This is a genomic window from Pseudomonas sp. HLT2-19-2, from assembly GCF_054898005.1.
On record NZ_CM142712.1, the window covers coordinates 5,505,060 to 5,519,065 of the forward strand.

Genomic DNA, 14,006 nt, shown 5'->3' on the forward strand with positions numbered 1-14,006 from the left:
AGTTATTGGGTTCTCGGCTGATCCGGCAGCAACACCGATGAATGCTCCGACGCAAGCCCATCGCTTTGCGGCAGATCAACAGCCTGCCTGGACATCAAAACCTGCTGTGGATAAGTCTGCGCGAAATGCACCCACGGGCTGTTATCCACAAGTTTTTTCAAACGTTGGTTGAACGCCCGACTCACTGCGTATTGCCCGCCCGACACCGTGCGGAACTGTGCCGTCAGCACCACGCCGTTAAGGTCCATCTTGTCGACACCAAATACATCCAGCGGCCCTTGCAGGTTGTACTTGAGGAACGCATCGTCGCGGATGGAATCCCCGGCCTCGCGGATCAACTCGATAGCCTTGTCGACATCAGTGTCGTAGGTGAACTGCACCGAGAAAAACGCATAGGCGAATTGCCGCGACTGATTGGTCACAGCCTTGATCTGACCGAATGGCACCGAGTGCACAAACCCCTTGCCGTCGCGCAGTCGCAAGGTGCGAATGGTCAGGCCTTCGACGGTGCCGGCGTGGCCAGAATCGAGCACCACCCAATCGCCAATCGACAACGTGTCTTCGATGATGATGAACAACCCGGTGATCACGTCCTGCACCAGTTGCTGGGAACCGAAACCGATGGCCAGCCCCACGACACCGGCACCGGCCAAAAAGGGTGCAACGTTGATTCCCAGGTTAGCCATGGTGGTGATGGCGCAGATCACCACCAGGATGATTTTGATCGCGTTGCGCAGCAGCGGCAGGATGGTTTTGGTTCGGGTACTGGGTTGGCGCGTCGATCGTTTGTTAACCGGTGGTTTCAGGGCTTCCTGAATCGCCGTGTCCAACACCACCCAGCCCATCCAGGTCACCAGGAAAATCAAACCGATACGACTCAGGGAATCGCTGATCGCCCGACCGACCGAGTTGCTCACCGCAAACTCGAACAGCGACACGCCCCAGATGCGCCCCAGGACATCAATGAACACAATCGCCAGGGCGATCCGCAGCAACGCGTGCGAAAGGCTCAGAAAGCGCTCTTTGTAGGCACTGCTGCGGCGCGCGGCCACTTCACTGCGCGACTTGAACAGGTGATGCAGCGACGTGCTGAGAAACACCGTCGCAATCAGCAACACAGTAGTAAACAGCGCACAGCGCAGCACTTTCTGGTTGTCGTCGCCAATGCCGATCAGGTTGATCACTGACACCAGCACCATCAACAGAATCGGCCAGTACCAGAGCCCGGAAAAGATCCGCAGCATTTCACGCAAGGCCGGCTGCTTGAGGCGCTGGGCCAACGGCAAAATGCGGATCAGATGGGCCACCGGACGGCGCATCTTGAACACCAGAAGGCCGAAGGCTATCGAGGCTGCCAGCCCGGTGAACACCGCAACACTGCTGGTGAGATTGCGGCCGAGCAGGCGGGCGATCTGCGGACTGGTCAAGGCGTCGCTCAGGGCCACAAGGAAGCCAATCAAAAAGAGCGGTCGTGGGCTGAGCTGACGAATAAACTGCACCGCCCGGCGTTTGTGGCCGGCGTTGAACAGCACCACCAGCGACAACAGCAACGACGCGGCGAAAATGCCGCTGCTGGTGGCATAAGCGAAACACAATGCCAGCGCCCGGCCGGCGGACACTTGCAAGAAGTGGCTGACATAGAGTGTCAGCGGCAGGCTGACCAGCGCCGGAACCGTGTAGGGCAACACATAACCGAGTAAAGCCTGACCGCGCTCGCGACTGAGCAGCAGGCGATTCTGGCACAGACGTTTGGCGAGCAGCCCTCCCAGCAGCCAGAGCAGCGCAAAGACGCCAATCCACACACAGGACAACAGCAGGAAATCCCCCGCCACGCTCCAGCTTGAACGGGCCGATGGATGATTGACCAGTTGATCCACCTCAACCGCCGCCCGGTCTGCACGCAGGCGCCAGGCGTCGAGCAGGTCCTCGTTGAGATCGAGCTTTCCCTGGACTTCATCAATGCTCGAACTGATGGCACCCAGCAAACCACCCTGTACCAGCGGTTCGGGGTGTGCCAGTGGTGTCGCAGCGGTGGCCGCCGGCACACCCGGTAGTGCGGCAGCCTCCAGCTCGTTGCTGCCCAGAATCGACAACGCCCCCAGTAGTATCGCGGTCTTGAACTTGAACAAACGCGGCGCTCCTGCAAAAGGGTCTGTAAGGAACTGATCGGGAGATTGTAGGCAAGTTCCGATCGTTCCCACGTTAGGCACGGCCCGAGTGATCGCCGGACACTAACAGAGACTTTAACCATCCGTACTCCCGTCGAAACTTTCTCGCACGCCCCGCAGTCATCAAAAGACAGGGGCAGTCCGAGGACCATTAGACGGGAGGCGATATGGCGGCGATTCACATCGGTATTTCAGGCTGGCGCTACACGCCCTGGCGGGGGGATTTCTACCCGAAGGGGCTGACTCACAAGCGCGAATTGCAATTCGCCTCACGGGCGGTCAACAGCATTGAAATCAATGGATCGTTTTACGCCCTGCAACGGCCTGAACGCTACGCCCAGTGGTACACAGAAACCCCGGCGGGTTTCGTCTTCAGCGTCAAAGCCCCGCGTTTTATCACCCATATCAGACGCCTGCGTGACATCCACAAACCTTTGGCGAATTTCTTCGCCTCCGGCGTGCTGGAACTCAAGGACAAACTCGGCCCGATCCTCTGGCAATTTCCGCCCAATTTCAAATTCGATGCCGAGCTGTTCGAAACCTTTCTCGAGCAGTTGCCCCACAACACCGAAGAGGCCGCCACCCTCGCCCATCAACACGAATCGCGCCTGAACGGTCGCGCCAGCATGAAGGCCTACGGGAAAAAGCCTTTGCGCCATGCCGTAGAAATCAGAAACGAGAGCTTCGTCGATCCGGCATTCATCCGCCTGCTCAAACGCTACAACGCTGCGCTCGTCATCGCCGACACCGCCGGAAAATGGCCGTACCGCGAAGACCTCACCAGCGACTTCGTCTACCTGCGCCTGCACGGTGCCGAAGAACTCTATGCCAGCGGTTACACCCCCGAGGCGCTGAAACGCTGGGGAGACCGGATCGAGGCCTGGCATCGCGGCCAGCAACCGAGCGACCCGCAGCTGATCGCGCCCCGGCAGAAGCCCAAGGCGCGCAAGTCCCGTGAGGTGTTCTGCTATTTCGACAACGACATCAAAGTCCGTGCGCCCTTCGATGCCCGCCGCTTGTTGGAGCGCTTTCATCTGGATAAAGACCTCGCCACCCGTCCCGGTGAACTGGCCGCCGAAGGAGTGCTGTCATGAGCATTCCCGAACCGGTCGGCACCACCGACGAACAGCAATCTATCATCACCGCCGTGCGCCGCTTCACCGTGCTGACGGTCAACACGCACAAGGGTTTCACCGCCCTCAACCGGCGCTTCATCCTCCCCGAATTGCGCGAAGCGGTGCGCAGCGTGTCCGCCGACGTGGTGTTTTTGCAGGAAGTCCACGGCACCCACGAGCATCATCCTCAGCGCTACAACAATTGGCCGCCGATACCGCAATACGAATTCCTCGCCGACACCCTGTGGCCGCAGTTCGCCTATGGACGCAACGCGGTCTACCCGGCCGGCGATCACGGCAATGCGCTGCTGTCGAAATTCCAGATCATTCGCCACGACAACCTCGACGTTTCCATCAGCGGTCACGAGAACCGCGGCATCCTGCATTGTGTGCTGCGCCTGCCCGGTGATGGCCAGGAAGTGCATGCCATTTGTGTGCATCTGGGTCTTCGCGAAACCCACCGGACCGAACAACTCCAGTTGCTGGCCCAGCGCCTCGAAGAACTGCCGCGCGATGCCCCGGTGATTGTTGCCGGTGACTTCAACGACTGGCGCCAGCGTGCCGACGCACTGCTCACACCCTGCGGTTTACGGGAAGTTTTCGCCGAACTCCACGGCAAACCGGCGCGCAGTTTTCCAGCGCGATTGCCAGCGCTGCGTCTTGACCGCATCTACGTGCGCAACCTCAAGGCCAGTCATCCACAAGTGCTGGCCGCGCGGCCCTGGTCACACCTTTCCGACCATGCACCGCTATCGGTGGAGATCGAGCTATGAGCAGCCCATCGATGGATAAAACCAACGTGGAGCACTTATCCACAACTCCACCGATCCGTGAACCGGGCGTGGTCGACGTCGAATATGGCTGGCAAGGCAACAACCGCGTAGAGCTGCTGGAAAACGGCGAAGCGTACTTCCCCCGGGTATTCGAGGCCTTGCGTCAGGCGAAAACTGAAATCCTGCTGGAAACCTTCATCCTGTTTGAAGACAAGGTGGGCAATGAACTGCAGCAAATCCTGATCGAGGCGGCTCGACGCGGCGTGCGGATTTCCGTCAGCCTCGACGGCTTTGGCTGTGGCGAGCTGAGCACCGGGTTCCTCGCCGCCCTGAGCGAGGCCGGCGCACGCATCCAGATTTTCGACCCGGCACCGAAACATCTGGGCATCCGCACCAACTGGTTCCGCCGCCTGCACCGCAAGATAGTGGTGGTCGACGGCACGATTGCATTCATCGGCGGCATCAACTTTTCCGCCGACCATTTGGCTGACTTCGGCCCTGAGGCCAAGCAGGATTATTCCGTTGAAGTGCAAGGTCCGGCGGTGGCCGACATTCATCACTTCGCCCTGCTGCAAAGCGGTCGCCCGGCTCGCGCCAAATACTGGTGGCAACGGCGCAGGCAACGGCGCTCGGAACTGGCGTTCAGCGATCATGACGGCCAGGTTCGCCTGGTGTACCGCGACAACGGCGAGCATCCGACCGACATCGAAGAGGTTTACCGCCAGGTGCTGCGCAGTGCCCAGCGCCGAGTCGTGATCGCCAACGCCTACTTCTTTCCGGGCTATCGCCTGCTGCGCGAGATCCGCGACGCGGCGCGCCGTGGCGTTGATGTGCGGCTGATCCTGCAAGGTCAGCCCGATATGCTGGTGGCCAGACTCGCCGCGCGCATGACTTATGACTACCTGCTCAAATCCGGCGTGCAGATTTACGAATATTGCGACCGTCCCTTGCACGGCAAAGTCGCACTGGTGGATGAGGATTGGAGCACGGTCGGTTCGAGCAACCTCGACCCATTGAGTCTGTCGATGAACCTGGAAGCCAATGTGTTGATCCGCGATCGCGCCTTCAACCGCGACCTGTTCAAACGCCTCGAAGACCTGAGTAACAACCATTGCAAGGCCATGTCCGCCGACAAAACCCCGCGCGGACGGATCTGGCACATGACCGTCGGCTTTCTGGTGTTTCACTTTTTGCGGCACTTCCCAGCCTGGGCCGGTTGGCTACCGGCGCATAAACCGCGCCTGAAGCGGTTCATCCATCCGGCCGGGAGCGACCACCATGAACCGCGCTGACGCACACCCGACGGCGCACGCCGACAGCCCGAGCAAATCTCGCTGGAGCCGCTGGAAACGGCCGCTGACAATGCTGTTTTTCCTGGCGCTGATCGTGCTGATTACGATGCTCGCCCAGCGCATCGAATGGAACGAAGTGTTCGACACTCTGGCTGATTTCAAGGTGCGCACGCTGATCATCGCATTCGGCCTGACCTTGGTGAGTTTTCTGGTCTACGCCTGTTTCGATCTGATTGGTCGTACTTACATTCGCCAGGACCTGACGTGGAAGCAGATCCTGCCAGTGGGGATTATCAGCTATGCCTTCAACCTCAACCTGAGCGCCTGGGTCGGCGGCATTGCCATGCGTTATCGACTGTATTCGCGGCTTGGGGTGAGCAAGGGCAACATCGCGAAAATTCTCGGGTTGAGCCTGGCGACCAACTGGTTCGGTTACATGGTGATTGCCGGCGCGGTGTTCAGCAGTGGTCTGGTGCGAATGCCGCCAGGCTGGAAGCTGAGCAGCGGCGCATTGCAAGCGGTGGGCGTGTTGTTGCTGCTGGTGAGCGCAGGGTATCTGGTGGCGTGTCAGTTTTCCAAGCGTCGGGAATGGGCGATACGCGGGGTGGAAATCAATCTGCCGTCCCTGCGCATGGCGGTGCTGCAACTGGCCCTCGGGGCGCTGAATTGGTCGCTGATGGCGGCGGTGATTTTCACCTTGTTGCCGAGCAAGCTGGATTATCCGCTGGTGCTTGGGGTGTTGTTGATCAGCGCGATTGCCGGGGTCATCACGCACATTCCCGCCGGGCTCGGCGTATTGGAAGCGGTGTTCGTGGCGCTGCTGCAACATGAAGCGTCCCGAGGGAGCCTGGTGGGCGGATTGCTGGCTTATCGGGCGATCTATTTCATCTTGCCGCTACTGATTACGTTGGTGATGTATTTGATCGTGGAGGCCAAGGCCAAGTCGTTGCGGATCGAGAAGAAACCGAGGCATTAACAGCCGAAATTTTACAATGACTGGATGATGCTCAACCGCTCACCCACCACCATCTCGGTGATCCAACCCACCAGGATCGAGGTGTACGCCTGTTGCGAAACAGGTTCGCTCAAGGCGTGGTCGGCTCCGTCGATAATCCGGTGGGTCAAAGAGTGAGTCTGCTGGCAGGCCGCGCGGTAACTCATGATGGTGGCGTGGGGCACGTAGTCGTCAGTCTCTGATTCGACCAGCAGCACATCCCCGGTGAACTGCGAACAGGCATGCAGCGCACGATTGCTGTCGGCGCGGACTAACGTGCGGCGGTAATCACGTAAATCGAGCTTATCCAGGTCACGCTTGGGCGTGTGCCATTGATCATCGCGATACAGCGCCGGCACCCGCAGCGCCAGCCAGCGCACCGGACGCAATGACGTCAGGATCGAGGCCAGATAACCGCCATAGCTGGTGCCGACAACGGCAATCGCCGATGTATCGAGCGCTGGGTGCGCGAGCAAGCGGTCATACGCCGCCAGCAGGTCGCGCAGGTTGTCTTCGCGCGTCACTCGACTCAGCGCAATTCCCGTCCCGCCGGTGTGCCCGCGCAAGTCGAACGTCAGGCACACGCAACCCAAACCCGCGATGCCTTTGGCCCGTAGCAGGTCCCGTTCCTGACTACCGCCCCAACCGTGCACAAAGAGCACGCCGGGGACTTTTGATTTGGGGCTGAGAAAAGTCCCGATCATCTGTTCATCGTCGATGTCGATTTGAATGGTTTCGCTTCTAGCCGTCATAGGATTTAACCGTTACGTACTTGAGAAGAAAGTCACTGTTTTGCGCCGGTCCGCGATATACCTCGATGGCGTCCGTCGGCAGCGGCTGGTCGATGTAGGTCTCGACCGAAGACACGCGAATCGCGCGCATCCCGGGGTCGTTGACGAAGCTCTGCAAGGCGGCGACTTCGGCACTGCTGGCACCGCCCATCCGCCAGGACTGCTCGAGCACGCCACTGCGCTGTTTGCCGTTACTGTCCACACCTTGGGCGATGTCGTAGTTGCGCCGCGAGGCATAGAAACCGGGATAAGCCTCATCCGCGGCGCTGTCGAACACTTGTGCCTGCCGGATCGCCAGCCGCACATCGTCCGGCAGGTCCAGTTCGAGCAAATCGTCGTAATACCCCTGCACCACCAGCAGGTTGGAGCCTCCATAAACCTGCTCGCCCTGACCGTCTTTGGTCAAGTACTGATCACCGCAATAACTCAGCACCTTGTCGCCGATGAAGGTCTGACCGACGCTGTGGGTGATCACTCGGTCCAGGTCCTGTTCCAGCACCACGCCTTCGGTGAACAGCGTTTCGGCATCGGATCTGGCGAGGATGGCATCGAACTGGTCGAGGCTTTTGATCACTTCCTGACCGCGTCCGGCGCAGGCATGAATAGGCTTGATGCGGATCGGGCCGCTGTAGAGCAGATGCTCTGCCGCAGGACGCGCATCCTCCAGGGAAAACACGCTGAGGCCGTCGAGTACAACGTTGCGCACACGTTCGGAAAACAACGGCGACCAGCCTTCCGGAGCGTGAGCATTTTTGTTGCATAACCCGTGACTGATGGCTTTGGTGCAGATGAAGTCATGGTCGACGTAACCGCCCCACAAATCCTCCGGCCCTTTGACCCCCAATTGCCGGGCGGCAGCTACGCCAACAACCGTCTGGGTCGGCAACAGATAAAGGTCTCGACCTTTGTGAAGTTCGGGGTCGTAACTGCCGCCGTATTTAAGCCCGAGAATCTGCGCCAGCCAACGCGCCAACGCTCGATTGGTTTCCACTTCGTGCAACGGAGCCTCGGGGCGCACGGAGTGAGCGACCACTAGTTTCTTGCGATTTGCTGGGGTCATGCGTCCCCCTTCAATCTGCGCTTGATGAATGTAGTTGAAGGGGTGCAGAGATCAGGCCAAGGAGGGACGAAGACAAACGGTTTTCAAATCAGCCAGTTGCGAAAAACATGATGGCATCGTGCCTGTTCTATTCTGCACGACAAGGGTTTCAACTCCGGCATTTTGCACGACTTGCGCTCACCCCTGACTCGCTCCCACCCCGAACCGTGTCCGGTAATCACTCGGCGCCAACCCGGTAATTTTCTTGAACGTCGCCCGAAAGGCACTCGGATCCTGATAACCCACCGTCCAGGCAATGTGATCGATGGTGCCGTTGGTAAACTCGAGCATTTCCCGAGCCTTGCCGACCCGCAGGTGCTGACAATACTCGGTGGGTTTGAGCCCGGTTGCCGCGCGAAATCGACGCAGAAACGTGCGCTCTTCCAGCCCTGCCCGCTCGGCCATCAACGTCAGCGACACATCGGTCGCTCCAGTGCTTTGCAGCCAATGCTGGACCTTGAGAATCGAGGCATCGCCATGACTGAGTATCGGTGAAAAGTTGCTGCCGCACTCGCTCGCGCTGTCGCTGTGTTCCACCACCAGAAACCGCGCGGTGCTGGTGGCGATGCTCGGCCCCAATAGACGGTTAACCAGACGCAAGCCCAGTTCGGACCAGGCCATCAGCCCGGCGGTGGTGATCAGGTCGCCGTCGTCAACAATGGGGGTATCGGCTTTGAGCTTGATCGCAGGATAACGCTCGGCGAAAGCGTTGGCCGAGGTCCAGTGGGTGGTGGCGCTACGACCGTCGAGCAGACCGCTTTCGGCCAACAAAATCGACCCCACGCACACCCCGCCGAGTGTCGCGCCATTCGCGTGCTGCTGACGCATCCAACGGATCAACCCCGGCGGTGCCTGGCCTTCGGAAAAACCGGCAATCGATGGCGGGATCAACACCGCCACCAACGCGCCGTCAGGAGCGGGATGACTGTCGTAGACCCGCTCGGGCATCTGATCGCCATCGGCCTGCCAATGGCTGACCCGCAGCAATGGCAACTGCGCGGCCTGATGCTCGCTGGCAATCCGGTTCGCCACCCCGAACAAGTCCGTCAACCCATGCACCGCCGCCATCTGCGCGCCGGGATAGATCAAAACGCCCAGCTCGGCGATTGCCCTTTCTGCGTCCATTGTCAGTTTTCCCCCTTCTATTGTCAGTGCGGCCAATCCTCGGACGGCCTGCTAAACCCAATACTTCATTCCACACCCAACAAGCACTTCGAGGAAATAGTCATGGCCAAGCAAGCACTCATCGTAGTCGATATCCAAAACGACTACTTCCCCCAAGGCAAGTGGCCGCTGGTCGGTGCCGACGCCGCCGCGGACAACGCCGTACGGTTGATCAAAGCCTTCCGCGATGCGGGTGATTCGGTGGTGCACATCCGCCACGAATTTTCCTCCGACGAAGCGCCCTTCTTCACTCCAGGCTCCGAGGGCGCGAGGCTGCACCCCAAAGTCCTCAACCGCGCTGATGAACCGGTCGTGCTCAAGCATTTTGTGAACTCGTTCCGCGAAACCGAACTGGAAGCCATCCTCGATGAGCAAGGCATCGAAAACCTGGTGGTCATCGGCAGCATGAGCCACATGTGTGTCGACGGCATCACCCGCGCCGCCGCCGATCTTGGCTACACCGTCACGGTGATCCATGACGCCTGTGCCACTCGCGACCTGGAATTCAACGGTGTCACAGTTCCAGCGGCCCATGTCCACGCGGCGTTCATGTCGGCCCTGGGTTTTGCCTATGCCAGTGTGGTGTCCGCCGACGAATTCCTCGCGGCCAGCCGCTAACCTCACCCTGAAACAACTCGATAAACAAAAGGCCCGCCGCGCTTTCGCATTGCGGGCCTTTGCGTTTCCGGTCGCTAAAAAATCTCACGCGTGAGCTATTGAGAGGCGCAAAAAATCACTGTAGTGTTTCTCACGCGTGAGATATCACAACGGAGTCACCAGCATGAAAAGCCGCTCTCCATCAGGTCCGCCTGCCGAGCCTGATACCGATACAGCGAGCAGCAAGGGAGAGCGCTCGAGACCGTCCGCGAAAAAACCGTCGAGTTTCTACATGAAGCAGATGCGCGCGGGCCTGGGTGCCGCCGGTTATGTGAAACACGAGACTTGGGTGCTTCCCGAAAACCGAAGCCTGCTCAAGCAGATGGAGAAACAGCTACGCCAACCGATCCTGGCTGGCTCATTCATGTCGGAGAATTACATGAGCGCAGGTACTAACTGGAACATCGATCGCCTCTTCAGCGCCCTTCAGGCCCTTGATGAAGTGGTTTCGAACGACATCACTCTCTCCCTCGTCCAGGGTTCCGAGTCGAGCATCAAGCTGGAAATGAACGACTTCGGTGGCCTGCCGATTTACATCGCAGTCGTGGGCGAGCAGATCATCGTCGACACCGTGCTGGTGGACGTCGAGTCGATCAAGGACGTACCGGCGTTCAACGATGCCGTCCTGCGCAGCCGTGAGTTGTTCCCGCTGTCCTCGATCGGTATCGAGTCGATGCCCAACGGACAGGTTGTCTACAACATGTTCGGCGCACTGAGCTCCGATTCCAGCCTGACGAACATCGTGACCGAGGTGAAAACCCTCGTCGACAACGTCCAGCGCGCCAGCGAAGCCTTCGAACGTTTCTTCAATTAATTATTCGGGAACAGGAAATATCCAATGACTCAGTCTATCTGGAGCAAATTGTTCACCGCGCTGCGCGGCGGTGCCAACGAAGTCGGCGAGTCCATCGTTGACCAACAGGCCCTGCGCATCCTCGACCAGGAAATCCGCGATGCTGACAGCGCCCTGGCCAATGCCAAGCGTGAGTTGGTCACCATCATGGCCAAGCACAAGCTGTCGGCTGATCGTGTGGCCGAGCACAACGCCAAGATCAAGGACCTCGAATCCAAGGCCATGGCCGCGATCCAAGCCAACCGCGAAGACCTGGCCCTGGAAGTGGCCGAAGCCATTTCGACCCTGACCAATGAGCTTGATGTCGAGCAAAAGCAGGCCACCGAATTCGGCGGTTACGCGGACAACATGCGCAAAGACATCACCAAGGCCGAAAGCCGCATCAAAAGCCTGCGCCAGCAAGTGGACATGGCCAAGGCCCGCGATAGCGTACAGAAAGCCCAGGTCAGCGCTTCGATCGCCAGTGGCGGCGCCAACGGCAAGCTGGAAACCGCCGTCGGTACACTGAACCGCCTGCAGGCCAAGCAGCAGCAACGCGCCGCTGAACTGGAAGCCCAGGATCAACTGGCCGATGCATCGACTGGCACCGATCTGGAGCGCAAGCTGCGCGAAGCCGGCATTACCCCGGATTCGGGCAGCGCCAACGCAATCCTGGATCGCCTGAAGAAAAAATCAGCCGAGTAACCGGGCCGGGCGCAAGCTGAACAGGAAGGGCATTCATTGCCCTTCCTTTTTTTGTCGAGTAGAGGTCAAGGATGGATGCCCTGAAGGGTTTCAAGACAATTGCCGGCCTGGCAATCCTCATGGTCGCGCTGCAAGTACTCAACACCGCGACCGGCTACAGCCTTGTTGCATTTGGCCTGGTCCCGAGGACATTGCACGGTCTGCTCGGCATCATTACCTCGCCTTTTCTGCACGCGTCCTTTGCGCACCTGAGCGCCAACCTGATTCCCTTTTTGATCCTCGGCACGTTGGTCATTGTCGATGGGCTCAATCGCTTCATCGCCGTGAGCGCGATCATCATTGGCCTGGGCGGCTTGCTGGTCTGGCTGTTCGGGTTTTCCGGGATGCACATCGGTGCCAGCGGATGGGTGTTCGGGCTGTGGGCGTACATTCTGTCGCGCGCCTGGTTCCAGCACAGTTGGGGTAACCTGATCACGGCCACGGTCGTCGCTCTGCTGTATGGCGGCCTGGTGTTTGGCTTCCTTCCACGCCAGGGGGTTTCCTTCGAAGGCCATATTGCCGGGGCATTCGCCGGATTTATTGCAGCCAAGGTACTTCTCTCGACGCCCGGCAACAGGTTTAATGCCGCCCGGTAAAGGCAATAGAACGTTCAGGGGTTCGGGCCTGCGCATTGCCAGGAACGAGTCATCCCACGGAGTCAGGGACGTCATGTCTATTTTTCTTTTATTACGCGTGTATGCCTCGTCCTTCTTCCACCGTTTCGGCTGGGCGGGACTGGCGATTGCCTTGGGCATCCACCTGAGCACGGCCTGGCTCGGCCTGGTGTTTCTGGGCGAACAACACCTCACCGCCCCCGCCACATTTACCTATTTCTACCTCACCACCACGCTGACGGTCGGTTACGGCGATCTTGCGCCCCAAACCTCGGCGGGACGGGTTTTCGTGGCCACCTGGGTCATGCTCGGGGGCATTGCGCTGCTCACGGCAGCCATCGGCAAAACCACCAGCAGCGTCATTGATGTATGGAGAAAAGGCATGAAGGGCAAAGGTGATTTCACCGGCAAGACCGGCCACACGGTGCTCATCGGCTGGGCGGGATCGTCCAGCGAGCGGGTCATCGAGTTGTTGCTTCAGGATGAAACCTCCAATGACAACCTGATCGTCATTTGCGATTGCGACCTTGAAGAAAACCCGATGCAGGGCAAAGCGGCCTTTATCAAAGGTGAAAGCCTGTCCTCCGGCGCGCTGCTGGTACGCGCCGGCGTTCCCGGTGCCGAGCGCGTGCTAGTGCGAACCCACTCCGACGACCTGACCCTGGCCACCGTGCTGGCGGTCAATCAGCTCAAACCGGTCGGGCATGTGGTCGCCCACTTCAATGAAAGTGAAATCGCCGCGCTGGCCAGCTCCTACGCACCGAGCCTGGAATGCACCTCAAGCATGGCCATCGAGATGTTGGTGCGCGCCTCTCAGGATCCGGGCTCGTCAGTAGTCATCAGTGAATTGCTGTGCGTGGGTCAAGGCGCCACCCAGTACCTGATGAAACTGCCCGAGGCTTTTGAAGCAACATTCGGCGATCTGTATGCACAGATGAAAGAGCATCACAACGCGACCCTTATCGGCTACCGCGCCAAAGGCGCCCGACACCCTTCGATCAACCCGCCCGGCGCCACTCGCGTTGAGGGCGGTGAGCTCTTCTACATCGCCTCCACACGCCTCAAGGAAATCTCCAATGGGATGGTTTAAACAGTTGATGGGGCTTGAGGCCCCGAATGCGGATCCGGACTCAAAATGGACTGCCAACGAAACCCCGCCCGCCATCGGTCCGTTGGGCCTGGCATTGGGCAAAGAGGTGATGTTCGACACCACCCTGAAATTGCTGCTCGACGAAAAAACCAGCGTGATCATTCCCGGCTCCCAGCAGATCTGGAGCAACGGCACCGTTGACCTCGGGCAATCAACCTGGCTGTCGCGTTATTACATGAATGACGAAGATTACTGGCTGCAAGTGCACACCACCGGCGCCATCGCCGGGCAGGTCGAGTCGGTGATCCTGTTCAACTACCTCAGTTACGTGACCATCAGCAGCGAGGCGGAGTTGAGTCGGTTGGCCGGCTCGCAAAGCCTTATCGGTCTGCCGACCTACACCCACAACGGCGTCGAATACACCCGCGAGTGGGGCACCGAGGATGGCCAGACAGAACTGGTAGCGTTGAGCGAATACCTGAAAAACCCGGATGAGTCCTACAGCATTGAACACCGTTCGATGCTGTACGCGCGCGAAACCGGCCTGACCGATCGCCGTGAATTCCTGCTGTTTTCCGTCGAAGAAGATGCCGAAGGCGCCATCAGCCTGAGCACGTCGCTGGGCATTTCGCTGTACACCACCGACCTGAACACTTTTTAAATAAGGAAGAAG

General features: G+C 59.3%; 14 protein-coding genes. 10 read left to right on the plus strand and 4 right to left on the minus strand.

The window, feature by feature from the left end; genetic code table 11:
* Positions 1–2: 2 nt before the first annotated feature.
* The gene (locus ACYZTU_RS25875) at positions 3–2,129 is read right to left on the minus strand and encodes a mechanosensitive ion channel family protein (protein ID WP_461966562.1); all 2,127 of its coding nucleotides are present in this window, start codon (positions 2,127–2,129) and stop codon (positions 3–5) included.
* 206 nt (positions 2,130–2,335) lie between these two features.
* Between ACYZTU_RS25875 and ACYZTU_RS25880 the strand changes: the two genes are divergently transcribed.
* From ACYZTU_RS25880 to ACYZTU_RS25895, 4 genes are read left to right on the plus strand one after another with little or no spacing between them, the layout of a single operon-like run.
* On the plus strand, positions 2,336–3,262 hold the full coding sequence (locus ACYZTU_RS25880) for a DUF72 domain-containing protein (protein WP_461966564.1): 927 nt from the start codon (positions 2,336–2,338) through the stop codon (positions 3,260–3,262).
* Complete coding sequence (locus tag ACYZTU_RS25885; RefSeq protein WP_461966566.1) at positions 3,259–4,056, plus strand: endonuclease/exonuclease/phosphatase family protein; 798 nt, start codon at positions 3,259–3,261, stop codon at positions 4,054–4,056. The genes ACYZTU_RS25880 and ACYZTU_RS25885 overlap by 4 nt, the downstream gene beginning before the upstream one ends.
* A complete protein-coding gene (gene clsB, locus ACYZTU_RS25890) occupies positions 4,053–5,348 on the plus strand; it encodes a cardiolipin synthase ClsB (RefSeq protein ID WP_461966568.1) in 1,296 nt (431 codons plus the stop codon). The genes ACYZTU_RS25885 and clsB overlap by 4 nt, the downstream gene beginning before the upstream one ends.
* On the plus strand, positions 5,335–6,324 hold the full coding sequence (locus tag ACYZTU_RS25895; protein WP_461966570.1) for a lysylphosphatidylglycerol synthase domain-containing protein: 990 nt from the start codon (positions 5,335–5,337) through the stop codon (positions 6,322–6,324). The genes clsB and ACYZTU_RS25895 overlap by 14 nt, the downstream gene beginning before the upstream one ends.
* Positions 6,325–6,335: 11 nt before the next feature.
* Here the strand turns inward: ACYZTU_RS25895 and ACYZTU_RS25900 are convergent, their stop codons facing one another.
* The 3 genes from ACYZTU_RS25900 to ACYZTU_RS25910 form a co-directional block, all read right to left on the minus strand.
* The gene (locus tag ACYZTU_RS25900; RefSeq protein ID WP_461966572.1) at positions 6,336–7,094 is read right to left on the minus strand and encodes an alpha/beta hydrolase family protein; all 759 of its coding nucleotides are present in this window, start codon (positions 7,092–7,094) and stop codon (positions 6,336–6,338) included.
* Entirely contained in the window at positions 7,084–8,193 is a 1,110-nt protein-coding gene (locus tag ACYZTU_RS25905; protein WP_461966574.1) for a DUF3182 family protein, read from the minus strand. Before ACYZTU_RS25905 ends, ACYZTU_RS25900 begins: the two co-directional genes overlap by 11 nt.
* A gap of 177 nt (positions 8,194–8,370) precedes the next feature.
* Positions 8,371–9,357, minus strand: a complete 987-nt coding sequence (locus ACYZTU_RS25910) for a GlxA family transcriptional regulator (protein ID WP_461966576.1) — start codon at positions 9,355–9,357, stop codon at positions 8,371–8,373.
* Positions 9,358–9,459: 102 nt separating this feature from the next.
* Between ACYZTU_RS25910 and ACYZTU_RS25915 the strand changes: the two genes are divergently transcribed.
* The 6 genes from ACYZTU_RS25915 to ACYZTU_RS25940 all read left to right on the plus strand — a co-directional run bounded on the left by ACYZTU_RS25915 (position 9,460) and on the right by ACYZTU_RS25940 (position 13,994).
* Positions 9,460–10,014: a cysteine hydrolase family protein gene (locus tag ACYZTU_RS25915; RefSeq protein WP_461966578.1), complete on the plus strand. Its 555-nt coding sequence runs from the start codon at positions 9,460–9,462 to the stop codon at positions 10,012–10,014.
* Positions 10,015–10,285: 271 nt separating this feature from the next.
* Positions 10,286–10,867: a YjfI family protein gene (locus ACYZTU_RS25920; RefSeq protein ID WP_282379254.1), complete on the plus strand. Its 582-nt coding sequence runs from the start codon at positions 10,286–10,288 to the stop codon at positions 10,865–10,867.
* Between the two features lie 24 nt (positions 10,868–10,891).
* The gene (locus tag ACYZTU_RS25925) at positions 10,892–11,590 is read left to right on the plus strand and encodes a PspA/IM30 family protein (RefSeq protein ID WP_282379256.1); all 699 of its coding nucleotides are present in this window, start codon (positions 10,892–10,894) and stop codon (positions 11,588–11,590) included.
* Between the two features lie 71 nt (positions 11,591–11,661).
* Positions 11,662–12,225: a rhomboid family intramembrane serine protease gene (locus ACYZTU_RS25930; RefSeq protein ID WP_461966580.1), complete on the plus strand. Its 564-nt coding sequence runs from the start codon at positions 11,662–11,664 to the stop codon at positions 12,223–12,225.
* 73 nt (positions 12,226–12,298) lie between these two features.
* Positions 12,299–13,333 carry an ion channel gene (locus tag ACYZTU_RS25935; protein ID WP_461966582.1) on the plus strand — a complete coding sequence of 345 codons (1,035 nt, stop codon included), beginning with the start codon at positions 12,299–12,301 and terminating at the stop codon, positions 13,331–13,333.
* On the plus strand, positions 13,320–13,994 hold the full coding sequence (locus tag ACYZTU_RS25940) for a DUF2491 family protein (protein WP_461966584.1): 675 nt from the start codon (positions 13,320–13,322) through the stop codon (positions 13,992–13,994). Before ACYZTU_RS25935 ends, ACYZTU_RS25940 begins: the two co-directional genes overlap by 14 nt.
* Positions 13,995–14,006 lie beyond the last annotated feature (12 nt).